General features: G+C 36.7%; 22 protein-coding genes, 1 pseudogene and 1 riboswitch. Of the genes and pseudogenes, 12 read left to right on the top strand and 11 right to left on the bottom strand.

Annotated elements, in window-relative coordinates:
* Positions 1 to 85: 85 nt before the first annotated feature.
* Positions 86 to 1,423, top strand: a complete 1,338-nt coding sequence (locus ACSU6B_RS17430) for a DUF3895 domain-containing protein (RefSeq protein WP_410887119.1) — start codon at positions 86 to 88, stop codon at positions 1,421 to 1,423.
* A gap of 115 nt (positions 1,424 to 1,538) precedes the next feature.
* Positions 1,539 to 2,459: an HNH endonuclease gene (locus ACSU6B_RS17425; protein WP_410887117.1), complete on the top strand. Its 921-nt coding sequence runs from the start codon at positions 1,539 to 1,541 to the stop codon at positions 2,457 to 2,459.
* Between the two features lie 463 nt (positions 2,460 to 2,922).
* Here ACSU6B_RS17425 and ACSU6B_RS17420 read toward each other — a convergent pair whose 3' ends face one another.
* A complete protein-coding gene (locus tag ACSU6B_RS17420; protein ID WP_410887115.1) occupies positions 2,923 to 3,489 on the bottom strand; it encodes a hypothetical protein in 567 nt (188 codons plus the stop codon).
* A 551-nt stretch (positions 3,490 to 4,040) separates the two neighbouring features.
* Between ACSU6B_RS17420 and ACSU6B_RS17415 the strand changes: the two genes are divergently transcribed.
* From ACSU6B_RS17415 to ACSU6B_RS17405, 3 genes are all read left to right on the top strand, one after another.
* Positions 4,041 to 4,493, top strand: a complete 453-nt coding sequence (locus ACSU6B_RS17415) for a hypothetical protein (RefSeq protein ID WP_410887113.1) — start codon at positions 4,041 to 4,043, stop codon at positions 4,491 to 4,493.
* A 484-nt stretch (positions 4,494 to 4,977) separates the two neighbouring features.
* Positions 4,978 to 5,571: a hypothetical protein gene (locus ACSU6B_RS17410; RefSeq protein WP_410887111.1), complete on the top strand. Its 594-nt coding sequence runs from the start codon at positions 4,978 to 4,980 to the stop codon at positions 5,569 to 5,571.
* A 126-nt stretch (positions 5,572 to 5,697) separates the two neighbouring features.
* Positions 5,698 to 6,132 (top strand): hypothetical protein, encoded by a 435-nt coding sequence (locus ACSU6B_RS17405; RefSeq protein WP_410887109.1) that lies wholly within the window; start codon positions 5,698 to 5,700, stop codon positions 6,130 to 6,132.
* A 967-nt stretch (positions 6,133 to 7,099) separates the two neighbouring features.
* Here ACSU6B_RS17405 and ACSU6B_RS17400 read toward each other — a convergent pair.
* Positions 7,100 to 7,213: an anti-repressor SinI family protein gene (locus tag ACSU6B_RS17400; RefSeq protein WP_410887107.1), complete on the bottom strand. Its 114-nt coding sequence runs from the start codon at positions 7,211 to 7,213 to the stop codon at positions 7,100 to 7,102.
* A 27-nt stretch (positions 7,214 to 7,240) separates the two neighbouring features.
* Positions 7,241 to 7,324: riboswitch (cyclic di-GMP riboswitch) on the bottom strand.
* Between the two features lie 209 nt (positions 7,325 to 7,533).
* Between ACSU6B_RS17400 and ACSU6B_RS17395 the strand changes: the two are divergent.
* Positions 7,534 to 7,859: pseudogene (locus ACSU6B_RS17395) on the top strand (hypothetical protein); the annotation flags it as partial.
* Between the two features lie 680 nt (positions 7,860 to 8,539).
* On the opposite strand, the gene ACSU6B_RS17390 reads toward ACSU6B_RS17395, so the two are convergent.
* From ACSU6B_RS17390 to ACSU6B_RS17380, 3 genes are all read right to left on the bottom strand, one after another.
* On the bottom strand, positions 8,540 to 8,809 hold the full coding sequence (locus ACSU6B_RS17390) for an excalibur calcium-binding domain-containing protein (RefSeq protein WP_168241120.1): 270 nt from the start codon (positions 8,807 to 8,809) through the stop codon (positions 8,540 to 8,542).
* A 417-nt stretch (positions 8,810 to 9,226) separates the two neighbouring features.
* Positions 9,227 to 9,424: an IDEAL domain-containing protein gene (locus ACSU6B_RS17385; RefSeq protein ID WP_410887105.1), complete on the bottom strand. Its 198-nt coding sequence runs from the start codon at positions 9,422 to 9,424 to the stop codon at positions 9,227 to 9,229.
* Between the two features lie 203 nt (positions 9,425 to 9,627).
* Complete coding sequence (locus tag ACSU6B_RS17380) at positions 9,628 to 9,762, bottom strand: hypothetical protein (protein ID WP_410887103.1); 135 nt, start codon at positions 9,760 to 9,762, stop codon at positions 9,628 to 9,630.
* Positions 9,763 to 10,153: 391 nt separating this feature from the next.
* Between ACSU6B_RS17380 and ACSU6B_RS17375 the strand changes: the two genes are divergently transcribed.
* The gene (locus ACSU6B_RS17375; protein WP_410887101.1) at positions 10,154 to 10,534 is read left to right on the top strand and encodes a winged helix-turn-helix transcriptional regulator; all 381 of its coding nucleotides are present in this window, start codon (positions 10,154 to 10,156) and stop codon (positions 10,532 to 10,534) included.
* Positions 10,535 to 10,563: 29 nt separating this feature from the next.
* Here ACSU6B_RS17375 and ACSU6B_RS17370 read toward each other — a convergent pair whose 3' ends face one another.
* On the bottom strand, positions 10,564 to 11,634 hold the full coding sequence (locus tag ACSU6B_RS17370) for an SDR family oxidoreductase (RefSeq protein ID WP_410887099.1): 1,071 nt from the start codon (positions 11,632 to 11,634) through the stop codon (positions 10,564 to 10,566).
* Between the two features lie 294 nt (positions 11,635 to 11,928).
* Positions 11,929 to 13,350 (bottom strand): PLP-dependent aminotransferase family protein, encoded by a 1,422-nt coding sequence (locus ACSU6B_RS17365; RefSeq protein WP_410887097.1) that lies wholly within the window; start codon positions 13,348 to 13,350, stop codon positions 11,929 to 11,931.
* A gap of 256 nt (positions 13,351 to 13,606) precedes the next feature.
* On the opposite strand from ACSU6B_RS17365, the gene ACSU6B_RS17360 reads away from it, so the two are divergent.
* The gene (locus ACSU6B_RS17360) at positions 13,607 to 14,434 is read left to right on the top strand and encodes a dihydrodipicolinate synthase family protein (protein ID WP_410887095.1); all 828 of its coding nucleotides are present in this window, start codon (positions 13,607 to 13,609) and stop codon (positions 14,432 to 14,434) included.
* 508 nt (positions 14,435 to 14,942) lie between these two features.
* Complete coding sequence (locus ACSU6B_RS17355; RefSeq protein WP_410887093.1) at positions 14,943 to 16,427, top strand: flavin monoamine oxidase family protein; 1,485 nt, start codon at positions 14,943 to 14,945, stop codon at positions 16,425 to 16,427.
* Between the two features lie 216 nt (positions 16,428 to 16,643).
* Here the strand turns inward: ACSU6B_RS17355 and ACSU6B_RS17350 are convergent, their stop codons facing one another.
* Positions 16,644 to 16,994: a winged helix-turn-helix transcriptional regulator gene (locus ACSU6B_RS17350; RefSeq protein WP_308160803.1), complete on the bottom strand. Its 351-nt coding sequence runs from the start codon at positions 16,992 to 16,994 to the stop codon at positions 16,644 to 16,646.
* Positions 16,995 to 17,137: 143 nt separating this feature from the next.
* Between ACSU6B_RS17350 and ACSU6B_RS17345 the strand changes: the two genes are divergently transcribed.
* Positions 17,138 to 17,764, top strand: coding sequence for a nitroreductase family protein (locus tag ACSU6B_RS17345; protein ID WP_410887091.1), 627 nt, complete (start codon positions 17,138 to 17,140; stop codon positions 17,762 to 17,764).
* A gap of 516 nt (positions 17,765 to 18,280) precedes the next feature.
* On the opposite strand, the gene ACSU6B_RS17340 is transcribed toward ACSU6B_RS17345, so the two are convergent.
* Together ACSU6B_RS17340 and ACSU6B_RS17335 are read right to left on the bottom strand one after the other, a co-directional pair.
* Positions 18,281 to 19,711 (bottom strand): M20 family metallopeptidase, encoded by a 1,431-nt coding sequence (locus ACSU6B_RS17340; protein ID WP_410887089.1) that lies wholly within the window; start codon positions 19,709 to 19,711, stop codon positions 18,281 to 18,283.
* Entirely contained in the window at positions 19,708 to 20,925 is a 1,218-nt protein-coding gene (locus ACSU6B_RS17335) for an MFS transporter (RefSeq protein ID WP_410887087.1), read from the bottom strand. Before ACSU6B_RS17335 ends, ACSU6B_RS17340 begins: the two co-directional genes overlap by 4 nt.
* A 281-nt stretch (positions 20,926 to 21,206) precedes the next feature.
* Between ACSU6B_RS17335 and ACSU6B_RS17330 the strand changes: the two genes are divergently transcribed.
* Positions 21,207 to 22,511, top strand: coding sequence for a transcriptional regulator (locus ACSU6B_RS17330; RefSeq protein WP_410887085.1), 1,305 nt, complete (start codon positions 21,207 to 21,209; stop codon positions 22,509 to 22,511).
* Between the two features lie 134 nt (positions 22,512 to 22,645).
* Positions 22,646 to 23,023: a hypothetical protein gene (locus ACSU6B_RS17325; RefSeq protein ID WP_410887083.1), complete on the top strand. Its 378-nt coding sequence runs from the start codon at positions 22,646 to 22,648 to the stop codon at positions 23,021 to 23,023.
* Positions 23,024 to 23,173: 150 nt separating this feature from the next.
* Here the strand turns inward: ACSU6B_RS17325 and ACSU6B_RS17320 are convergent, their stop codons facing one another.
* Positions 23,174 to 24,325, bottom strand: a complete 1,152-nt coding sequence (locus tag ACSU6B_RS17320; RefSeq protein WP_410887081.1) for an asparaginase — start codon at positions 24,323 to 24,325, stop codon at positions 23,174 to 23,176.
* Positions 24,326 to 24,609: the final 284 nt, after the last annotated feature.

Genomic DNA, 24,609 nt, shown 5'->3' with positions numbered 1-24,609 from the left:
GTGTTTGTAAGTGGTGAAATTTAACTATATAAGAATGGATTTATAAATCTATGTTCAGTGGATAATATGAAAGGAAGGATATTCTATGCAAGAAGCGATATATGAAGGGAAGTATTTTGATTTAAGTATATACCTAGAATCCAGAACAAATATAAAAGCTGAAATAGAGCAGTTAAAGAAACGTGCGGATAAGGGAGCCTTTCGTTGTCCATATTGCGAGGAAACTTTAATTCTAAGATCAGGTGAAATCAGGGAAGAACATTTTTCTCACCGTCATTCTAAATCATGTGAAATTTCAAATGCAAGCGAGGTATATCAGAAGCAGATTAAGAGAGAATCGAAAAAGCATTCTGTTATAAAGGATATTATATACGATGAATTAAAAGTACAAGAGAAAGTCAATGAGGATCTTGACGTAGGTTATGGGTTTGTTAAAAAAGCAACTGAGAAATGGAAGTGTTACCCTGACATTATTGTAAAAAATAAAGATAATGAACTAGCCATTACTATATTAACAGACGTTACGCACAAAAATGATTTGAAATTAGTAAAGCAAATTAAAAATCGTAATAGTTACTATAAAAGTAAAAAATTAGTTCCAATCTGGTTTATAGAGAATTCAGAGCAATCCATTGATATGGAAAATCGTGTTATCCATTTATGGGAAGCAGAGTTAGACCTTGCGCTTAAAACCCCTGAGGATCACACGTGGGAAGAAACTTTGAAACAATTATCCATAAAGCAGTCTTTATTCACGCTGTTTAATTATTATCATAGGAAACTTCCAGCAACCTACAATGTTCAAAGTCTCTATTACGTACACTCTACAGATACAAACATTGAATTCACTGTTCAACGGTTTATTAAAGATGAGGAGCAATACCCTTATCGGGCATTTGCTCTAAATGAAGGGTATCAAATTAGCTTATCAACTGCTCTTTTGGCCACTCAGTCTTTACAGTTAAGTAACCCGGGAACCGAAAAGAAGCAAAGAGAAAGTTTTATCCAGACTGTTAATCAAAAAGAGGCAGAATATATTAAGAGCCAGCAAAGCCATCATAAGAAGGTGCAGCAGAATAATATTCAAACATATGCCCAAAAATCTAATAATTATCTCCCCCAGCAACCTTTGCCAACCCAAGCTTTTAAGGATAGGATGCAAACATTTAACAAATCTACCATAGTAGGCGAAAATATGTTTAAATCGCACATTATGAATTATATAAAAAAACATGAAAAAGCTTCTGCTACAGAGATAAGTGAACACCTAGTAAATAATGGTGCATCATCAGAAAAGTATTTAACGGGTCGTTATAAAATTTACAATGTTATTTGCACCTACCTTATCTCTTTAGAAAAGGAGGGATTTGTGGAGTTAGTAGAAAAGGATTACGTAAATGATAGGGTATATAAAAGTAAATGAGTCCCTAAAAAATTAATGTATTTCTTAATACAGCAGAAAATTTCAGTGTTTGTCACTGCTGATAATCTACCTATTGCTTTAAAATTTAGAAATTTGTCAAAAGGAGATAGTCGTATTGGGAAAAACAACAAAAGGGAAAGTCATAAATCCGGCACGCAGATATTTGGCTGATATCGTTGGAAGCTATATTGATAACTCCATAAAAAACAAGATTGGTTCAGGGTTTAATATAATAGGAAATTTAGATGATGATTGGAATGATACATTATCACACTTTGAAGGAAAATGTATTTATTGTGGCGAGGAGAAAAAAGGAGCTATAACTCAGGAACATCTCAAGCGGATAGTAGATGGAGGACTCCATTGTAAAAGTAATGTTGTTCCTGCATGTGGAGATTGTAATATAAGAAGAGGAAGTAAAAAATGGGAAAATCATGTTAGAGAAACAAAAAATCCTGGTAGTGTTGAGAGAATTGCAAAGGTAAAAGAGTTTATTAAAAATTGTGGCCTAGATGAAGTGGAAAAGCATCCTGCAAGTAAAAACTTCGGAAATATGATGAGTGTTTATGAAGACTGGATAAAAGAAGATATAGAAGGATTTGCTAAAGGTTGGGTTGAACAAGATAAAGGTTCCCGAGATTACGCCTATTGTATCATGGAATTAGGGGATTGGAAAAAAATAGAGAAGAGGAACAACTTTAAGATAAAAAGAATGACAAAAATCAATGAATTTTCCTATCCCACACTAGCATACTCTGACTATATCCTTACATTTGCTAATGTTCTATATTCTGAAGTGGGGAAAAAGGTGAATTTGATGCTACTCTGCATCGATTTGAGAAATATTAATTATAAACGTCAGAAATTTGGTGGATTTGAAGATTTTGGTGACCTTCCAGTAATTGAAGAAAGTGTTAATTTATCTTGTGTGACTGCTCGGAAATTTGTGAAACAAGGTAGAAGGAAAAAAAGAAAATATGTGATTCCAAATGAAATTAACTGGAATCATCCAAATAATATAATTCGAGAAAAATAGTTCACTTTATATCATTTGGAGGAGAGAATGCATAGAATAATCGAAGCCAATTCAATCAATCTTTGGATTTAACCCCGGTGCCTGTCACGCCCCGGGATTTGTCGAAGATTGATAGGCTTTTAGATTGTGGAAAATGGAAGAAAAAAGACTAAAAACTAAAAACCACCTTGGATCTACTTAATAGTAGAGGCTATAAGGAAATTAGTCATGAGAACAGCTAACAGACCCTTATAAGGTAAAGGAAGTAGGGATGGTGTATACTTTAATTGAAACCTGAAGGCAATGGGGACGGTTCTGGTGGCTAGAAGTAACTTCATTAGGAAACCAAAAGAACTATCCCTGTGTAGTTGTCACCGCCAGAAGGTTGGCGCCAGCGACCATGAGAAGAACGAAATCGCATCCCATGGCCTTACAGCGGCCTTCATTAAAAAGTGAGGGACTGCCCCCTTTTAACAGTTATTGATTAATACTTCCATTCAATAAATTCATATTTCCCCTTAATTTCTTCCCGATATAATCCGATTTCAGACGTAATTTTTTCAAAAGATTTCATCGCATTCACTGTATCATTATGATTAATATTGAAATTTTGACTTTCATATTCGTGATGCAAAGTTAAAGCTAACTTACCACCTATGTCTACCTTAATCCTGTTAATTTCATCTTCAATTGTTTGTAGATTATTTCTTAAATTAAAGTGGGCTTGTCCCATATTTGTTAATGAAGTAATTATGATATTATGACGAATACTTAATAATCGCTTGTCTATTTCATCAAGCATAATCGCATGTTTAAAATAACTTTTTAAAAAGGTATCCTTATCTTTATCTAAAATAGTGTATCTGACGCCAAGCAATGTCAATCCACCAGCAATAATGCCTCCTATGACAGCACCAGCAAATCCAACCCATTCTGAGGTTACCCCAGGATTCCAATTACCAAACCTTAATGGTAAAAATATAAAGACTGAAAACATACAGGTCAGTATAATTCCTAAAAACGTTACGTACAAAAAATTATTTCTTTTCAATTTCCCAACCCCCGCATTAAAAAACTCTCGTGATATTGATAGTTCAACAGAGTAACACTACCTATTGACCTATCCAATAATAACGTTGAACACTTATTAGGCTTATATTATAGGTATTTAGAACCCTGTAACCGTCAAGAACGACACCATGGTGACGGTTCTAGTGGTCGGAAGTAAATTCATTAAAAAACCATGAGAACCGTCCATATGGAATTTTTTTCCAAAGTAAGGGGTTTAGTTATTTGTGGTTATGCCTCAGTGTTCCTCTCTTTTGCATTTAACAAAGGTCGATTAGGGAGTCTCATATCAATTATTAGATAATGACTTCTTAGGCAGCACCATGACAGATAATGTTTATGTTGCTAATTCTAAATTTGCTAATCGATTAATAATCTCTAGATTTTTATCCAGGGATTATTTTTTTAACAAAGTTCTGCTAACGAATTGTCTTAATATTTTTTTCTAGCTTAGAATACAATTGGTTTTCCATGCATACTTAATAATAATGAGGTTGTACGACAGTAGTAGTAAAAAGTAGGGAGAGATTCATAATGTTTAATAAAAGAAAAGAAGAAACAATACCGGTAATGACCTTTTTAACCCCAGGCGTGTATAGATTTTCGCTTCCGTTTTTTTTAGGTCATTCAATCCCATTGTCGGACGAAGGTCAAGAACGTAGGGTATATCATTTTCCTGTGGATGCCTATATTCACACTGAAGAGGTCTCAGAAAAAGGAATAGCAGCGAGATTTGTCATAAACGGAGGTAACCACGGAGTGCCAGGAGGTCACTATGAATCTTTAGCCACAATTTTGCGCAGATCTTATTTCACACAAGTATTAATGGAAACCCCTCCAGAACAAGTTAAGTGGATTTTATATTTCGATGCTGAACATGGTTCGAATGGGGAAGAGGAAATCTTTGAAAAAATGTTAAAATGGGACGAGAAAACCTCAAACTACTATCCTGCAGGACAGAAACTATTGACCAGTGTTTTTGATTAAAACGTGTGTTTTTATCAAAAAGTTCTTACGAATATAATAGAGTTTTTCAAAGCAAAGAGACTTCATTTGTTTATATATGAAGTCTTTTTATTTTGAAAAAGATGAGGTGTTACCATAGTGAGATGGAGACTTGTGACCGCTTGAAAGAGATGACACAGTTTTTGCTTGATAAATTGGGGCACTTTTTCCAGTTTGAAACGTACATTTTTACATGGAGAGACATACATGATTGCCTTGGTTAATCGGGCAGACCTTTGTTTGGATGTTTCTGGAAATTAATTAATGTATGTTTTGGCAGTAAATTTATGAATCTATACTCAAGAAAAAATGTATATAAGCTAATATTTATACATATTTGTGAAGTTATGCTTGCTGCACTAACGGAGCAGGTTAGCTACAGAAGCGGTACCATATAAAACCATTGAAATTCATATGATTTTTTCTATACAATGAAGCAAAAATATACTCTGAGAGAGTGACAACGTTGAAAGAAAATCGACTGTTTTTCTTGTCGTTAGCAAGCAGCATATTAGTTATTTTAGTTATGTTTTTTCAATGGAATTTGGTTGAAATAATTACCGAATTTTTAATGTTACCTATTTGGTTAGTGGTATTTGGATTTTTTATTTTCATTACAGTTAAGACAATTATCAATTTATTCAAAAAGAAGGATTGGAAACCCTTCGTCATACAGTTATTGACTATTTTACTATGGTGGTTCTTTCCTTTCACTCAAGTTATGTTAGATTTGGATTTTAAAATGAATAAATCAGAAAGAGAAGAAGTGGTGCAATTGGTGGAAACGGGTGCATTAAAACCAAACTTGCCAAATAGCCCTTCTACTATTCATTTACCTGAGAAATATGAACAATTATCTAAGGGCGGTGGGGAAATATTCATCGAAAAAAAGGATAATCAATATTCCATTTTATTTTTAACTCACCGTGGAGTATTAGATGGATTTTCTGGTTTTGTTTATTCCCCTGAAGATAAAAAGCCAAATCACAATGACTTTGATGGAGATATTAAAGAGATAGATAAATTAGATAAAAATTGGTATTTTGTAGTTTCTTATTAACCTAACAGGTACGATTCTTCAGTAACGAAGGTCGCTCTTTTCTTATTCAGCTAACAGGCACTTTAGTGGAAAAAGAGGTAATATTATATTAATATATTCCATTCAATTTTTATAGGAAGTGAAAAGATGTTCTTTTACTATGCAATGCTCGTGGTTGGAGCTTCGTTCGTAATAATCGCAGTATTATTTTTCATTGCTATGTATAGTGATAAAGACTATCCATTTTTAGATGTAGGTAGATGCTTAGGAATGTTTTTATTTGGTGTTTTAATTTTAGCCGTTACTCTCCCAAGCCTAAAATATGTTGTGCTAAAGGAATATGATGTCGTCAGTGGGAAATGTGTTATCGAAATAGATTCATCAGGTCGTTCTTCTGGAGCTGACTTTAATATGCTCAATACAGGTGAGATGTTTACTTTCAAAGATATTCCTACGCTTGATGCTTATGGAAAGTCAATCCCTTATTATTGTAAAGTGACAGTAACAAAAGACCATAATTTTGAAATTGGTTATAAAATATATGATGCCAAAACACGAAAGTTAATATTAACAAGTGAATAGCCTGCTTCAATAACAAATTCCACTTACCGCCAGTCTTTTTTCTTTATAGTTATTGAACTAACGGAGCAGCATCCCTGTAATGACTGAAAATGAGGTTTGAACAAAAATATAACCTCTTGGTAGAATAAGAGTGTCCTGAAGCTGGCCAGCGAAAAGGACAACACTCAAATACCAGGAGGCCTAAAATGTCAGCTATATATTTGTATTCCCTCCTTTGTTTGCTTTTTTTTTCGGTGCCACGCCCCGAAATTTGTTGCTATTATCCACTTTATAACGCTATAAAAAACGGTATAAATTTATATGTTGAAACTTATATAGCTGCTGCTCTTTTCTTTCTAATGAGTATTGTAACAACTATCTTATCCACTTGTTCTTCTGTAAAATGGAATTTTGTACTACAGTCAAGAATGGTTTTGATTAAAGAAGACACTTTTACAATTATTGCATCCGATTTACCTTCAATATCCCTTTTCGAGCGGTCGGTAAAAATAACAATGGAATAAAATCCAATTGTAGAGTTATAAATATAGCTGGTGTAATTAGGAAATTAAAAATCCCTTTCGAATATAGATTGATTTTGGTAGATTAATATCTAAAAGAACTGTATATTCATCCCCTAATTTAAGTAATTCTTCATGAACCAATTAGTTCGGCGTCGTCTCCCAAATTTACAGCTCTTTTTGAAGTCCCATGGACCAAAGAAGTCTTGTTTTAAGTTCATAGGTGTGAGTACTATTTTGTATTACTGGATTGTACATGTCTTGAATATTTCATCAAACTAAACCAGACAACATCAACGTCTTTTTAATAAAAAGATTGTGAAGAATTACACTTAGACTATAGGGTGCTTTCCTTAAGAAAAGGCTGCAAAAAGGCAGCATTTTTTCTTCTTCAGCTAACTAGTTTTATGTCGCATTCGACACAAAGTGCGAAGGAATTAAAAAAATAGACCTCACAGAGGTCAAGATTATTTATTTAGAAATTCTTTAATTTCATCAACAGAAATTCCTAAATTACGAGCTTCCAAAATGAGGTCAAACCAATCTTTGTCTAATTCTTTTTTGCCAGCAGTTGCAGTCATAATATTCCCCCTAAAATATGTACTATTATAGGCAACTCAGCCATCTTAGTTTATAACCTTAGACCTGTAGCTTTGCGTCCCATTCTTTCAAATGGTTTGCTTTTTTCTAAAAATTGTTAATAATATGAAACAATTGTACTACAAACGTTCACTATATTGAACAAAATAAAATCGAAAAAATTCGACAATAAATAGGAAGTTATGTCGCACTTCCGAAATTGTGCATTATTAAGGAAGGGATCTATTAAGCTCCTTCAGTTAGATACGATTATCTCTCGAATACTCACTTATTCACAGGATTTCAAATCACTTGAACAAATGCCAACTATTACAATACCAAGTACCGTTTAACAGGACATGTCTATGAAAAACGCTATTATGACAAGGTGATTGAAGATAAAGAAGGAATGTTAGAGGTAAGCCGCTACTTTATTTAAATCCTGTTGATGCAAAGATGGTCAGGCAACCTGAATACTATCCTTGGAGCAGCTTTTATCTATTTAAGTATCCCAGCTCGATACCGCCACGGTTTATGTATATGTACTGCCTTTTAGACTATTACGAAGGGACAATAGAACAGAGGCGGGAGAAGTACTGCAAACCTTTTTATATTCATGCCGAAAACTACGACACTGGTGAAAATTAACCAATCGCAGCAATACAGGGTAAAGGCACAAAATTCTAGTTCAGCAGCTAACTGGGGTTCCTTTTAAAAAGAGTCCTGTTGAAGACATATCTTGACAAGCTTCTTAGATGTTTGAAAGGATAAAGTCTGGAGTGGTGCGTGATGAGGCCACTATTAATTAAACGTTTGTGTAGTGGGGAATGGACGGGCAATTAATAGAATTATGTAAGTTTAATAGAAACCTATCTGATTTTGTGGAAAGTTGTGTTATTTCCTGCGGAATTTATTTCCGGTTCTCGACAATTTTCAATCTTGCTTGGCAGGGAGAATCCTTATATATCAGTGCTTATAGCTGTTTTAACTAAACGTTTGATTAGTATAGCCTATATGGAATTTAGTCGAAAGGGTGTCGATTACTGACAAAAGTGGTTTGGAACTTATAAAAGTCAAATCTCTTGTACATACGGCCGGTTTTGTCCAATAGGGATCGTATAAAGGACAAATCTCTTGCTCCAGCTACGGGTTTTAACCTTTATACCGCTTAGATGGCCAATTATGAATGTCACCTTACTAGTGACTTTAAAAAAATGGATTTGGCGGTAACGAGTAACATATTCTCCAACGAAGAGAGCCACAATCTCTCAGAAGACAACCAAAAATAAAGGAGGACTGATCAGCCCTCCTTTTGACATGTATACCTATTATCGCTCACATGCAATAAAATCTTTATCCCGGTCACTTTTCTTATTAGCGTCATACAGCGCTTTTGAAACATATGGCTTGTACTTAGTTTTTCCACCCTTGTTTTTAACATTAGATGCTCTTGCCACTCCACCTTTGAAATCCTTATTCAAAGCAGTACAGTTTTGGTAAGTTTTAATCTTCACCTGTGCTTCCGCAGAATCAGTCAAACTGAAGGATAACCCCACAACTAATCCCAAAGATAGTAAAATAGTAAACAACTTTTTCATATTTTTCAAACTCCCTATATTGAAATCTAATTTCCATAATAGGATATTATTAGGAAAATATCAATGCAAATATGATAAGTTCCGGTACATTGGCACTACCTCACATAGCCCAATGACCATGGGGTCGGTTCTGGTGGCTTTATTGGACAAGGAAAAATTGATTGAATAAGACCATGAGAACCGTCCCTGTGGAATTTTGACTTATTTTTTACGTTTTGCTTAGCAATCAACGTTTCTGATGGCTGGCGATTTTACGGACTGTCATCTAGTGTTTTATTTAAAAAGTGATATTTAAGCAATAGGGCGCTTTAATTGAACAAGCAGCAAAAAGGATCTTCCGATCGAAGATCCTTTTTCAATGCCGATAATGTCTCATTATGTTAAGTTCAAAATCATCTCGATATATAATACAACATTTTAAGTAATATTTTTCAATTCCTCTGTTAGTCGTAGGAATTTTTCTTTGTTTCGTTCCTGTAATGACTGGTCAATCTCTTTTCGGATTTGCTCTTTTCGTAAATTACGAAGGACTTTATTTAACAACGTTTCAGCAAATTCAGAATCCATGACGTTTACTTCATTTTGTGGTGGTGTATTAAGCAAATTCCTTTCCATAGGAAACCAACTCCTTGACCTTTTTTCTATTATACTAACGATTTTCAGACTATTCAAATATTTTGCTTGGCAGTTCCATGGTATTTATAGCTAATGAGTTTACATCTGAAAGTGTAACTCATTGAAACCTTCTGTTATGGTCTTTAGAATATTTTTAATTCATCTCAAAGACTATTATTCTTTCAGTTTACTTAATCGTTAATCTATACCATTCTATCTTTAGACTGATCCGGATCATTATAATAAAATTGATGGATCAAATAGGTAAGAAAAGAGTTTAGTTCAAATCGATCTTTATTAACAAAATCAGACAACGTTAATTTGCTTTCTCTTGTCACTATTTTACCTCCTTTATTTAACTTCTTTATCTTTATGATTCCCAAGCTATTATTCTTTTATACATATAAATTAATAAAACTGAGAATAAGTATTATGCAACTAGAAATATTCATTATCTTAAACAACTTCTTTTTTTTCATACCGATCATAGACCTTTTCTGGAGTAATAAATGTTTAAATTGCTAATCGTGTTCCATTAAAGGGCCATATTCTTGATTAAGAGAAGGAATTATTCGTATGTAATTGAATTATTCAATTAATGGGGGCAGGATAGCGTAATATTTTGCTTGTAGATATAAAATTCAAAGACGGAAATTTAATGCTTCAATTCATCTGATGTTTACCAGTGACATGTGTCGGAATATTAAAAAAAGGGAGGCGAGGTATGTAATGAAGGATCCTGATAAGATTTACAACACTGCGGTAGAGGCAACTTTGGAAGTAATTGGAGGGAAATGGAAACCCGTAATTCTTTTTCATCTAACCTTTGGCAAGAAACGTAACAATGAATTGAAAAGCTTGATACCCGCAATTACTCAAAAAATGTTAACACAGCAACTTCGGGAGCTTGAAGAGGAAGGCGTGATCTTACGCATTTCTTACAACCAGGTTCCACCCAAGGTAGAGTATGAATTGACAGACTACGGCTGGAGTCTAAAGGAGATCCTGCATCTGATGTGTAGGTGGGGGGATTCGCATATAGAGAAAAAGTACGGGGGAAGGGCTACCGTTCTAGCAAACCCACAGCTTGATGAAGTACATAATATATAAGCCGACCTAATACAAGGCCGGCTTTTCGTTTATGGGATGACTTTGCGTTTGCGAAAGTCGTCGAAGATGTTCATAAACATCGCTTCGGTATCGACGTATTCGTGAAAACCTAAGCGACGGGCCTTAGTTCCGTCGGCGAAGAAATCGTAATCCCAAGAGAACACGAAATCACCGAATCGCCAGGAGGATACGTCTTTATAGGAATGCCGAGCAAGCCCATGATTCTCGACCATTTTGTTCCAAAGCTGCTCCTTGTCCGCCATGACAACGTCCAGTGGCATCTGCAGTGGAGGCGCCGTCTCCAAGCCGAAGTAGTGAGCGATCTTCGGCCATAATTCGTTCCAGCGGAACAGATCGCCGTTCGTGATGTTGAATGCCTGATTGGCACAACGCTCTTCAGTCGCCGCCCATACTGTTGCCTTCGCGAGAAGCCCGGCATCTGTCATCTCCAAGAGGCTGTCGTAAGCACCTGGCTTGCCCGGAAACCGAAGCGGAAGTCCAAGCTCCTTCGAAATTGAGGCGTAGATCGCAATAACCATGGCGAGGTTCATCGGATTTCCAAGCGAGAAGCCGCAGACTACAGAAGGACGTAGCGCAGACCAAGTCCAACCCTTACCTTTTTGCCTTTGTTCTAAGAAATCTTGCTGATCAACATTGAACTCGGGCGGCATATGGTTCGCGTCTGTCTCACGAGCAGGCGTTTTGAAAGGGCCGAGATGTGCGCCGTATACCTTGTATCCCTGCAACAAACTGACATGTTTTAAGCTCGCCGCGATGGGTTCGATCGACTCTACGGTGTTCACTAGCATGGCAAGGTTAGGCGGAACAAGTTCGGCCCAAGTCGGACGGTCCTGATAGGCGGCATAGAAGATGTGTGTTACCTCAGTTAAACTCTTTAGCTTCTTGCGGGTGTCGTCTATATTGAGCAAATCCACAGCCACATACCGGACACGGCCGACAGACTCTCCGCCTCGACGCGATACGCCGATCACGTCCCAATCAGGGAGGGTAATGAGGTGATCAATGAGGTTGCGACCGATGACACCATTTGCGCCTACGACCAAGGCGACTTTGCGTATTGTTTTAGATTCATTATTCATAGTGTGCAGCTCCTTCTGTACTGTGCTTCGTTCACTGTTATTTTGCATCAAGGAACCACACTTGAGAAGTACGCACTTTGAAGTGCCATAAGCACTTTTTTGTAATTCAGCAGTGCTCTTAAGAGTAAGTCTTCTTGAACTAACAGGCAGTTGCTTAATAAGAGACTATAATAAATTCCTTACCAGTCAGGTGAAGTTAGGTGTGACTATAATGTTCTAAAAAAATCGAAGAGCCAATGACATTATTGGTTCTTCGTCTTTTTGTATGCTTATGTTTATAGGTAGTAGCATTAGTTAGAACCAAGCTTTGGAAAGTAAGTGAACTCCCTCATGAATCCTATTCTCATCTAAACCGGCAAATCCAAGAAGCACTTGAGAATATTCTTGAGAAGGTGGTCGCTCATAAAATGAGGACACTGGATACACTAAAACTCCCTTCTCTTTAGCAGTAGCGATAAGCTCTTTCTCTGTCATGTTATTCTTGGGTCCTAATAGCACGTGTAAACCAGAACCTGAACCAATTATTCGGACCTGATCATTCATGTTAGCTTTAATAGATGTGAGTAAAGCGTTATGCCTTTTCTTATAAATATTTCTTACTTTGTTCAAATGCCTTGACCATTGGCCACTTTCCATAAAGAGCTTTAGAGTATGTTGATGTAATCTTGAAACAGTTTGCTTATAACCAATAAAGTTTTCATTGTACTTTACTAGCAACTTTGTCGGAAGTACCATATAGCTCAAACGCAAAGATGGAATTAGTGACTTGGCAAAAGTCCCCATGTATACAACATTTCCATACAGATCAAGGCTTTGAAGCGATGGAATGGGCTTTCCTTCGTATCGAAATTCACTATCATAATCATCTTCGATGACATATCCACCCTTCTCCCTCGCCCATTCTATCAATTCTAAGCGCCGTGATATTGGCATTACGGTTCCTAAAGGGAATTGATGGGAAGGAGTGACGTAGACAACTTTCACTTCGCTCTCTGTTAATTCAGTAACATTAATTCCATTTTCATCAAGATGAATGGGCTTAACTGTTCTTCCATAGTCCTTAAATATAAGGCGTACTCGGTCATAACCGGGTTCTTCTATACCATAAACTAATTCTCTGCCAATCATTTTACATAGCATGCTTAATAGGTATTGTGTACCTGCTCCAATTACTATTTGATCTTCAGAACATTCAACTCCTCTAGATTGATAAAGGTATCTAGCAATGTGTTTTCGAAGTTCAAATTCTCCTTGTGGATCTCCATACAATAACAGCTGGTCTTGTTCGGCAGCGAGGCTTTTCATGGTCAATTGACGCCATAACTTAAATGGAAAATGAGTTAAATCTACATCCCCATACTTAAAATCGTATTCAATCTTTGGTGGTTGATCTTCCTGATGATCAAATTCCCAATTTGCAGTTTTATCCATATCGTTGTTGTTAGAATCTATAAGGAAGAGGTCATTTTTTATCTCTACAACAAACAATCCTTTTCTTTCTTCACTTCTAATATAACCTTCAGCAACAAGTTGTTGGTAAGCAGCATCAACTGTGTTACGACTCACGTTTAAATAATCCGCCAAATTTCTTTGAGAAGGTAACTTACTGTGAGGGGGAATGTTTTTTCTTTGTATTTCTTTTCTAAGATACTCATAAAGTTGGATATAAATGGGCTCTTTTTTTCTAACATCTAAGGTTGGCGTTATTTCTAACATATTTAACCTCCTTATAAACTGGCACTTGAAAATGCTTGTAAACTGGTACTTTTATTGATGCCAGATGCTTTATTATAATAAGTTTACATTTTAGTGATCAAAAAGCAAAAGAGTGTGTTCTAATGTACATCCCATCGCACTTTAAAGTTGTTATTAAAGTAACGGGTCTTTACTTAAATAAGGTTTTGAAACGATCTTCCAGAAACGGTGCAGGTAAGTTGAAGTAGAGATAAAAAAGGATAAAGGAGATAACATTATGCTAAAAGAAACATTTCACATTGCTGTGCCAACTGCATTTTTTGAAGACGAATCTGTAAATATTCAGGGGACAATAGATCATATAAGAGATTTGTATAAACAAGGAGTAAAGTCTGTTCTTGTCTCTGGATCTACTGGTGAGCAGCATAGTCTGAACCTTAAAGAGAAAATTGAAATAATAAACAGTTTAGTATTGGAAGAAGAACTTATTAATAATATGGAAATTTTATTTGGGGTGTCATCTATTAGACAGAAAGAGGCAGAAGAACTCGCTAAAAAGATTCGGACTACAAAAATATCAGGTATTTTGCTTGGGTATCCACCATATGTTCTACCAACACAAGAAGAGGCATTAGTTTATACAAAAACCATTATTAATCTTAGTAAAAAGCCTACTATCTTATATAACAATCCAAAAAGAACTGGATTTAATTTATCAGTAAACAGTATTATTCAGTTAAGTAAGATAGAATTAGTAGTTGGATTAAAAGAAGCTGGTAATAAAGAAAAAGTTGGACTACTAAAAAACAATATTAACAGAAGCAACTTTCATTTTTATGCTGGTGGAGAAGTGGAATTAGAGGAAAAAGTATTACAGGGGTTTGATCGTCTTTCTTCAATCGCTGGAAATATTTCACCTATGGAAATCAGTCAATGGTTTAATAAAATGCTTACGAAAGAAAATATTACTCAACAAGAAAGAGTAAAGATAGAAACCATCATTCAACAAGTTTATCAAGGGTCACCTTTAGTAAACCTAAAGAAAGGTATTAATCAAAAGAGAATTCCAATGGGAATTTGCAGGAGTCCAATTGGAAATATTTAATTAGATAGATCATTATTTTCTTAAACTCGTGTGATTACTACAAAGTTAGCCTCATTTTATATGGGTAGGTATTTATTTTACTTACTCAATGTTCTTCAACAAACGGGCGCAATTCTGTAGCAAGAATTGTGCTCGTTCTTTATGTATTGGGCTATATTGTGGTAAAAGAGATTGTAGTTGTTTTAATTAAATATTCTTATTGAACTGATAGGCAGATTTTTAAGATCAACTTCAGTGATGCATATTATCCTCCCTAACCCCAAAATTCTGAACCTCAACGGATTGATTTGATTTCTCCCTATGCTGAATCTAACTTCATTCTCCTATAGACTTATTAGCTGCTCGTATTCAAGATTCAACGGCTATCAATCCCACCTTTCTGAGTGGTAATGTCAGTATGTCCAAGTTTAATAGATTTTTGTCCTTCCATGCATAATTTTACTTTCTAGTTGAATAGGATGGCAGTAAGCCATATTACGGTCTAATTAGAAGTGTAGAGGAGAAAAATATGTTAAATTACGTATTTCCTAAGCTATCCTCTGATCAAATGATTTCAATCATCAGAAATGGACTTGAAAAAACCACAACACCTAAGAAGATCATTATTATTGGCGCAGGTATGGCAGGACTGGTCTCGGCCTCTTTACTTAAGCAAGCTGGACACAATGTTACAATCCTTGAAGCTACTGATAGGGTGGGAGGGAGGATCTATACGTTAAGAGGCGATTTCAGGGATGGGCAATATCTTGAGGCTGGGGCAATGCGAATTCCTCATACTCATTTGTTGGTTTTGGAATATATAAAAAAATTTAAACTTCCGGTTAATAGGTTTATCAATTCGACTCCTAATGACATTATCTATATTAAAGGAATCAAAACTCATTTTAAGGTGTATGAACAGAACCCTGATATTTTGCGCTTTCCCGTGTACCCACAAGAAAAAGGTAAAACCGCTAAGGAGTTGCTTCAATTAGCAATAAAACCGGTGACAGATTTTATTGAACAAAACCCAAAGAGAAATTGGCCTTGGGTCATAAAAGAATTGGATAAATACTCAATGGACACTTATTTGAGATATAACCCGTTTGGAGTCACATTATCTCCGGGTGCCATCGAAATGATTAAAGTAATGCTTACACTGGAAGGACTTATGGAGCTTTCTTTCTTGGAACTGTTACGTGAACTGTTAATCCTATTTACCCCTGATATCACCTTTTATGAAATCACGGGCGGTAACGATCAACTTCCTAAAGCATTTACGACTCAATTGAAAGATGATATATTTTACGGACAAAAAGTGAGGAAAATTGTGCAGCATGACAACCAAGTAACCATTCATTCTGTCCATAAAATCTTAGAGCCATTTCAAATCACCGGTGATCTTGCGATTGTGACCATTCCTTTTTCAGTGTTACAATTTGTGGAAATCGAACCGCGAAATTCTTTTTCTGAAAACAAATGGAAGGCAATTCGGGAACTTAATTATGCGGGCTCTACGAAGACCGGCATCCAGTTTAAAAACAGGTTCTGGGAAAGGCAAGGTTTGTATGGTGGGCAAACCGTTACGGATCTCCCTATTAAATATATTCAATACCCGAGTTATGACCTCGGTACACAAGGATCGGGTGTTATTTTAGGGAGTTATACATGGGAGGATGATGCTGTACCTTGGGACAGTTTGGAAAATGATGATCGCTTGGAATATGTATTAAAAAACTTGGCTGCCATTTATGGTAAACAGGTGTTCAGTGAGTTTCAAGCAGGAGTGAGCCACAGTTGGGTTCGATATCCGTATTCTGCTGGGGCATTTACGATGTTTAAACCCGAACAGGTAAAAGAATTATCTCCTTATATTTCTACTCCCGAAGGAAGAGTTCATTTTGCTGGCGAACATGCCTCAACTACTCATGTTTGGATCCAAGGTGCAATCGAGTCCGGAATACATGCTGCATTTGAAGTTAATGACTTACCAAGAACTTTATTTCAGGTTTAATCAGCAAAAATAGAAGAAACTCGTCAAAAAAAGCCTTTGCTCAACGAAAGCAAAGGCTTTTATCAATTAAGGAGTTCCTTTTATTTTTCAACAAACGGGCCAGTTGTTGAACAAGGTATTAAAAATGAAAATGAATATTTATATTAAAATGAGGATTTGAGTTTAGTTTAAGATTAATCTACTTGAATAAATCTTTACAATTTATAAAAATTGAATTTAACTATAATGACAACAAATTTCCTCATCTCGATCTATCTCTCTTACAACCGCATAATTATTCCCCCACTCACACATTGTGTTTAAAACTGGTACAAATGATTCACCTAACTCTGTTAAGCTGTATTCTACTTTTGGAGGCAATTCCTTAAATACTTCTCTTCGGACTATCCCATCTTTTTCTAACTGCTTTAATTGATCAGTCAAAACTTTTTGTGTAATTGCTGGGATTCTTTCATAAAATTCTTTTGTTCGCATTGATTTTTGGCTCAAGAAATAGAGGATTAGACATTTCCACTTTCCTCCTACTGTATTCATGAAAATATTAATTCCAGTATTTTGACTCCCCACCCTTTATTCCCCCTCGTATATAATGATTAAGCCTAAATAGGCACTAAAAAGTGGCTATGCCACATTAATGTGCGTTATTTTCTCTTAGTTTAGTGTCTATTATAATCGGGTTTGTAGCAAAAAAAAAATTTGGAGTGGATACCATGAGTGTAAAGGATATTTTGGAAAAAAGACGTTCCGTTAGGCATTATGATTCAAACTTTAAAGTCAGTTCAGAAACGGTAACATCCTTGATTGAAAGTGCTAGTAAGTCGCCTAACGGAAATAATATACAAGCAACGCGATACTTAGTCATAGACGATGCTCATCTGCGAGATTTGTTGTTACCGATAGCCTTTAATCAACAACAAGTGACAGAAGCATCCACATTAATTGTGATACTTGGGGATTACCATGCTTTTGAGAAAGAAAATATCATAAAGATACATGAAGAAGGATTTCAGGCAGGTTTTTTTGATGCAAAACTAAGAGATTATTTGGCAGGTGCTGCTATAAATTATTATGCAAATAAATCAAAAGAAGATTTAAGCATCGAATTAACAAGAGATGCAAGCCTGGCTTCCATGTCATTAATTCTACTGGCTAATGAAGCTGGTCTTGAAACAATTACAATGTCAGGATATGATTCCCAACAGCTTAAGTCGGCATTGCATATTTCTGAGAGGTATTTGGACGTTATGCTTTTAGCAATTGGAAAAGGTATTAAGAGTGGTCACAAAACTGTCAGGCATGATGTGGAGAAAGTAATCTTTAATAATAAAATACAATAACGATTATCAAAGTCGTTTAATAACGTAGACAAACCCATGTTTTAAACATTGTTGAAACTATTGATAATAAACCACTCATACAATACGATGCATCAAAACATTTGGCAGCTTTAATTTAAATAAAAAAATAATAGTAATTTTATGTAGCTTAAAGTTGTATTTATTCAATGTACAGTTGAATGATCCGACTATCTAGTCACAGCAGCTGTTACTTATCCCACTAAAGGGCGCTCTTCTTGAATAAGAAAGAGTCCTAACAAAATTCTTGAATAAGTGAAGAATATATATGGTTAACGGGTAAAGGTTAAAATTAAAAATATGTCTCCGAGGAAACCTAAGTAAAAGTTAGGGTAATATCGTTACCCTAACTGATTTTTAATTCGTAACAAGGACAAATATCGGGCCATTTTTTATATGTGATTTTAGAGAGATTTTGCTGGGATTTGATGAATAGAGAAAAGCGCAAAGCACCATAGGGTCTATGTTTAAGACAATGGTGCCTCGCGCTGTTTCAAATTATCTTCGATTACAAGGTGGTTCCACCTCTTGGGGAATTGGACATTGATAAATATTTTCCCCTAAACGATCTTTGAGTTCTTCTTTAGCTTTTATGAGCAGTTCCTGGTTTTTCATGATTTCAAATGCTGTTCCCGCTAAAACCTTTCCTGCCAAAAGCATTCCTTTATGAGCAATGGATGTCTTTCCGATTGTGACAACCTGCCAAGTGTGTGCAGGTGTTCCTAGTACCCAGCAGGCACTGCCTAGTTGGGCTGTTGGTGTGACCCAGCTTACATCCCCAACGTCGGTCGATCCTCCAAGGGGTTTTTCAGATAATGCTAGAGTATATGGGTTAATCCGATCGGACATGGCTTTTCCCTTCAGATGCCCGGCAACCTCTTTCGGTAAATTATTGATTTCGTTCGCTTTGTCTTCATCAGCTAATGTGGCTTGAAGCTGCTCGGCAAAATGAATTTCTTCGTCATTATAAGTTGGTGTACCAACTTCCGTAAATACATCTGCCATGACAGATTCGAGTGTGGTATTTGGAACCAGATTGGAACAGGCTTTGTCGAAAATAATTTCCACTTCCGTTCCTGTCATCAGTGCGGCTCCACGTGCAATATTGCAGACTCTTTCATAAATTTCCTGGACTTGAGGCGTTTTGGGAGCTCTGATTAGATAAAGCACTTCAGCTTCTGCCTGAACTACATTTGGGGAAAACCCGCCTGTGTTGGTGACGGCATAATGGACTCTTGCTTCTTGAATGATATGTTCACGTAAGTAATTGACACCTACATTCATCAGCTCCACGGCATCAAGGGCACTTCTTCCGAGATGCGGTTGAGCAGCAGCATGTGCACTTTTCCCTTTGAATTTATAGAATACTTGATAATTAGCCAATGAATTCGATGGTAAAATGGTATTTGTTGTCCACGGATGCCAGCATAAGGCGAAATCTACATCGTTAAAACATCCTTCTCTTGCCATATACGTTTTTCCTGACCCACCTTCTTCAGCCGGGCAGCCGTAATATCGGACTGTTCCTTGTAACCCTTCTTGCTGCACCATGTCTTTGAGAGCGACAGCGGCAGCAAGGGAGCCCGTTCCAAGGAGATTATGCCCGCAGCCATGCCCGTTCCCGCCCGAAATAATCGGATCCTGATTGGAAACACCGTCTTTTTGACTTAGTCCGGAAAGGGCATCATATTCACCAAGGATGGCAACCACTGGTTTCCCCCTGCCAAAACTGCCGACAAAAGCAGTAGGCATGCCAACGATTCCTTTCTCGACCGAAAATCCTTCTGATTCGAGGGCTTGACAGATTAGATCAGCGGAGCGGAATTCTTCGAAACGTGTTTCTGCAAATTCCCAAATTTGATCACTTATCTTGATCCATTTGTCCTTTTTCTCCTCGATTAAATCTACAACTTTTTGAATATTATTCATGCTGCGTCACTCCTCATGTCTTGTGTAGCTGTTTTGAAATTAAGAAATAGGCTGGTTACAATCGGGATCATGAGAGCAACAATCAATAGTGTAAACGCTCCGGTGTACGATCCATTAAATAAAGTGATGGTATACCCCATGAGTGTAGGGGCAATCGTACCTGCCATTTGACCTCCAAAATACATAATCCCAACTGTCGTACCCATTGTACTTTGTGAGAAATATTTCAATGGTAACGCAAGCACAACGGAGGTAAGACCTACTCCAAAATAAGCAAGGCAAAGATATGTGAGAGCCAGCGGAACAGAGGAGGCATTCATTGTTAAATAGAGAGAGATAATTCCTATGACAGCACCGGTGATAATAAGGTACTTTTCTTTACCTGCAGCCATTTTATCCAACGCCCATGAGCTGATTGTAATCCCGATCAGCGAACACGCTACCGGCAGCATAGAAATAAATCCTGTTTTAACGAGCGCGAGACCACGCACGTTTACCCAATAGGAAGGCAACCATGAACTTAATCCCCAGTTCACCGTGCTCATTCCAAAATAAATTAGCATCAGCTTCCAGGCTGTAGGATTTTTTAAAACCTTTAAATAAGAAACCTTTTGTACTTCAGTGTTCCCTTTTGCGGCCGTTCTTTCCGGGAGATACTTCCAAAGTAAAAGAAGGAAAAGGAAACCGAGAGCCCCAAAGATGAAGAACATAATATTCCATCCGATACTTTGAATAAGCAATGCAGCAACGAGTACAGCAATGATGGCCCCGATTTGAGTAGCGGCTGATAACACTCCTTTTGCACGCCCACGTTGTTCTTTAGGGAAATTTTCTGCTAAGGCAACAGAACTTGCGGACGGAAAGCTTCCTTCTCCCAATCCAAAAAGAAATCGAATGACGATTAGAGAGATGAAGGACCATGCAAAACCGGTCAGGATAGTAAAGATGGACCAAACAATTAATGAGACGAGAATGATTTTTTTCGATCCATATTTATCCGTCAGCCATCCGCCAATTAATTGCATAATCGCATATGATAGGAAGAAGCTGCTGATGACCATACCAGCTTGGGTAGGAGTTAAACTAAATTCTTTAGTAATGGAAATAATAGCAACATTCATGGAGTTTTTGTCCAAATAGTTGACAATCCATGTCAAAAATAGAAGTGATAAAACGGTGGTCTTTGTCTTATTGTTGTATCCATTTACATTCATAAAAGTTCCCCTTTCAAATAGTGTTCGTAAGAAAGTCCTTGATATTTTATACCAAATAGTACCTGTATTTTGCGTAGAAGGTAGATAGTAGTCTCACTTCAAAGCAAACTATTTTTGGACCTATTTCGGACCTTTCTTAAAATAAATTATAAACTAGCCTAAATATATGTACAAGAATTTTTTTAAATAATTCAGAAAAAAAAGAATAATTGGTGAAGATGAAAGTTTGCTAGTATACTAAAAATAACAGCTTATGTTCGGAGAAAGGAACGATTATAACTATGATTAATATCGGTGTTATTACCGCACCCTATTCTATCGATGAGATTAAACAGATTGAAACTCTTATCCAAGATCAATGTCAGTTAACGTTTATCCCTTATCGCCAAATTAGTGAAATCAAGGAGTTATATGAGAGTAATCATCTTTTTTATGATGGAATTCTTTTTAGTGGTAAATTAGGCTATCATATTGCGCAGCAGGAATTAGGCGTATTCAAAACACCCACGTTTTACTTAGAGATTACGGAAGGGGATTTTTATAAACGCTTATTTGCCATCAGTAATTCCAATAAAAATTTAAATTTCGCACGGGTATGTATCGATTTAACGTTCGAAGAAATCAATTTTATGGGGCTTGAAGGAATATTGAAAAAGGAGGAATTTCCGATCTGTATAGATTTGGAATTCTCAGGAGAAATCTATGAAAGAACGTTCCAACAGCATCAATCATTATGGCAGCAGGGAAAGATTGATTTGTCAATCACTCGTGTAAGCAATGTAGTGGATCGTTTGAATCAGGCGGGCATTCCAAACATTTTTATTTTTCCTTCTAAAGAATCAATGTTAAAGCAAGTGAAACAGATTATTAATGAATTGCAGATTTCGAATTTATTAGAAAATCAGTGGGCCATTGGGGTGATTACGATTGAAAATCAGGATAGGATGACAGACCTGGATTTCAAACAAATCCTTCTTCACAAAGCGCTTTTGGAATTCAATGGGCAAGCGAAAGCTTTATCCGTCATTCAGAAAAAGCATGCAAATTTTGAGGTGATCACTTCCCATGCCGAACTTAGAAACTTAACAAATGAATTTACCCAGTGTTCAGTGCATTCCTTTTTGAATCAAACACTTCCCTTTCATGTGAATATTGGATGGGGGATCGGAACCACACTCTATCAAGCCAAAACGTCTGCACAAACTGCATGCAAGCAAGCTGAATCGAATGATTTTCCGTGTTCTTATGCGATTACAGCAAATGAAGAAGTGATTGGCCCATTAGGAGATGATACTTGTCTCCACTTTGAGAATTCTGTCGATCCCTATATCGAAAAGCTAAGTGAAACATTGGATGTATCCATTCTACGTATTCAAAAATTAATGGCTGTGACTTCTAAGCTGCAGACAGATGAACTAACCGCAGAAGATTTGGCCTACCATCTGGGAATTACATTGCGCCAGGCCAATAGGATATTAAACCAACTGGAAGTAAAGGGTGCTGCTCATATTTCATACAGAAAACAGGAAAAACTTAGAGGCCGCCCTAAAAAGGTTTACAAGCTAGACTTTAGGAATATCCCTTAGAAATCCCGGAGACCACGGAGACCACGGGGACGGTTCTTGCGGTAGGAACGAACCTCATCTTGTTAGTCTAGCGCTGAACTTACTGGAGCAACTAGTGTCTGGAGCGCTTGTAAAAATAAAAAGGAGAATGTAGTATGACATATATTACTTTGGTAGCAAATCTGTTATGTGGTTTATTAGTACTTATGGCAGGGATTATTTATTTTAGAAATACTATTATTTGGACCAAAAGTAACAAGAATGCTACAACTGATGTTAAAGATCTATTAAAAGAATTTGAGGTAGGAGATTTTATGAAACTTCTACTAATTGCGTTTGTTTTGATTACCCTAATAGGCTTTATAAACAACACGGATATGAGTTTTATACCTAACGTATTTTTCTCCGCAGTGGTTATAGCAGCAGGAGTGGAAAGTTTTAGCTATATTTTAAAAAGAAAAAAGTCACATTCATCTGCTTATAAAATTGTTGCACTTATTGCCTTAAGCCTTGTTAACGGTATCTCAATCTAGTTATCGTCACTATAACACGGAGCCTAAAGTAAGTGTCAAATAGCCCCTTATCCCAAAATCGGGATAAGGGGCTATTTGACGATTACATTTAAAATATTCTTTCGTAAGCCTAAAAGGTTAGACAGTAACTTAGCTATGCTGAATCAAGCCTTAGTATTCGTTGAAATACTCTTGGATCTTTTTAGAGTCTTCGGTTTTGGTAAGTGCCAACATCAACAGGATACGAGCTTTTTGCGGGTTAATGTTGCCAGAATTGACGAAGTGGTTGTCTACGTCAATTTGTTCGGGAGTAACCATGCCTACTGGTACACGGGTGTCACGAACAACGACAACACCATTCTTCACAGCATCCTGCAGACCCGGAAGCGTTTTTTCATGGATAGAACCGTTACCTGTACCAGCGTGGATAATTCCCTTCGCACCGGCAGCAACCGTAGCGTCAACTATTACACGGTCATCATTGGCATGTGAATAAACAATATCAACACGATGCAGATTGTCTTCAGTGATCTTGCGAATGTCAAACTCGGACTCAGTGGTGTGCTTTTTAATTGGCAGGTTATAGAAATAGGGTTTACCGCCTTGTATAATGCCGAGGGAGCCGAGCTCCGGATTATTGAAAGCATCAACGTCGGTGGTATTAGTTTTAAATGTGTCGCGAGCACTTCCAATCTTATCATTCAGGGTGATCAGGACGCCCTTGTCGCGAGCTTCTTTGGAACCAGCAAGTGCTACAGCGTTGTACAGGTTCAACGGACCGTCAGCAGAGATTGACGTAGAGGGGCGCATTGAACCAACCACGACGATCGGTTTGTCAGAATGAACAGTCAGGTTGAGAAAGTAAGCCGTTTCCTCCATTGTGTCGGTACCGTGGGTGATGACAACACCGTCACACTTTGGATCATCCAATACCTTTTGGACTTCCTTCGCCAGTTTGACCATTATGGCATTAGTGTTAGACGTACCAGAATCAATGCTTGATACCTGCTCAGTGGAAATGTTAGCAATATCTTTTATCGTAGGAACTGCTTCTATTAGTTGATTTGGGGTTAGGACTCCAGCCTGATAGCCGGTTGTTTGGGTAGAAGTAGAACCAGTTCCTGCGATGGTGCCACCCGTTGCCAGAATTTTAATGTTAGGTAATTTTTTCTCAACAGGATCGGTTGTATTAGATGTTGTAATCTGTTTAGCTTCAACAGGATGCAATGCACCAGTGTAACTTGAAGAGATGGTGATAATCCCGGTTGACATTAATGCTAGTGAGGTGAGAGCAACTTTTTTCTTTGTAGTTAGTTTCTTCATTAGAAATTCCTCCATATATCGTGTGATTGGCAAAAATAAAAGCGAAACTTCCATCAGTGGGATCTTACTGCCCGTTAATTCGGGATAAATCTTAGTAAGCGCTTTCGCATTTGTTCTAAAAAAGGATAAGTTTAATCTATAATAAGAACTACTAAAAACTACAAAAACTCACAAAAAAATGAAAATTTAAAAAAATAATAGTTTTAATACCAGTTAGCTGAAATGAAAACGATCATGTATGTGTATGGCTGAATGAACTATAGGGGTAATATTTTTATGAAAGA

The sequence above is a fragment of the Neobacillus sp. C211 genome (genome assembly GCF_051842875.1).
Taxonomy (GTDB): domain Bacteria; phylum Bacillota; class Bacilli; order Bacillales; family Cytobacillaceae; genus Neobacillus.
This window is presented reverse-complemented; position numbering and strand designations above follow the sequence as displayed.

Bases quoted from the DNA above. Each gene is read 5' to 3' on its own strand.
- ACSU6B_RS17430 (WP_410887119.1), top strand. From the start codon at position 86: ATGCAAGAAGCGATATATGAAGGGAAGTATTTTGATTTAAGTATATAC.
- ACSU6B_RS17360 (WP_410887095.1), top strand. From the start codon at position 13,607: ATGCTAAAAGAAACATTTCACATTGCTGTGCCAACTGCATTTTTTGAA.
- ACSU6B_RS17335 (WP_410887087.1), bottom strand. From the start codon at position 20,925: ATGAATGTAAATGGATACAACAATAAGACAAAGACCACCGTTTTATCA.
- ACSU6B_RS17340 (WP_410887089.1), bottom strand. From the start codon at position 19,711: ATGAATAATATTCAAAAAGTTGTAGATTTAATCGAGGAGAAAAAGGAC.
- ACSU6B_RS17375 (WP_410887101.1), top strand. From the start codon at position 10,154: ATGAAGGATCCTGATAAGATTTACAACACTGCGGTAGAGGCAACTTTG.
- ACSU6B_RS17385 (WP_410887105.1), bottom strand. From the start codon at position 9,424: ATGGAAAGGAATTTGCTTAATACACCACCACAAAATGAAGTAAACGTC.
- ACSU6B_RS17370 (WP_410887099.1), bottom strand. From the start codon at position 11,634: ATGAATAATGAATCTAAAACAATACGCAAAGTCGCCTTGGTCGTAGGC.
- ACSU6B_RS17405 (WP_410887109.1), top strand. From the start codon at position 5,698: ATGTTCTTTTACTATGCAATGCTCGTGGTTGGAGCTTCGTTCGTAATA.
- ACSU6B_RS17325 (WP_410887083.1), top strand. From the start codon at position 22,646: ATGACATATATTACTTTGGTAGCAAATCTGTTATGTGGTTTATTAGTA.
- ACSU6B_RS17320 (WP_410887081.1), bottom strand. From the start codon at position 24,325: ATGAAGAAACTAACTACAAAGAAAAAAGTTGCTCTCACCTCACTAGCA.
- ACSU6B_RS17390 (WP_168241120.1), bottom strand. From the start codon at position 8,809: ATGAAAAAGTTGTTTACTATTTTACTATCTTTGGGATTAGTTGTGGGG.
- ACSU6B_RS17415 (WP_410887113.1), top strand. From the start codon at position 4,041: ATGTTTAATAAAAGAAAAGAAGAAACAATACCGGTAATGACCTTTTTA.
- ACSU6B_RS17365 (WP_410887097.1), bottom strand. From the start codon at position 13,350: ATGTTAGAAATAACGCCAACCTTAGATGTTAGAAAAAAAGAGCCCATT.
- ACSU6B_RS17400 (WP_410887107.1), bottom strand. From the start codon at position 7,213: ATGACTGCAACTGCTGGCAAAAAAGAATTAGACAAAGATTGGTTTGAC.
- ACSU6B_RS17330 (WP_410887085.1), top strand. From the start codon at position 21,207: ATGATTAATATCGGTGTTATTACCGCACCCTATTCTATCGATGAGATT.
- ACSU6B_RS17355 (WP_410887093.1), top strand. From the start codon at position 14,943: ATGTTAAATTACGTATTTCCTAAGCTATCCTCTGATCAAATGATTTCA.
- ACSU6B_RS17345 (WP_410887091.1), top strand. From the start codon at position 17,138: ATGAGTGTAAAGGATATTTTGGAAAAAAGACGTTCCGTTAGGCATTAT.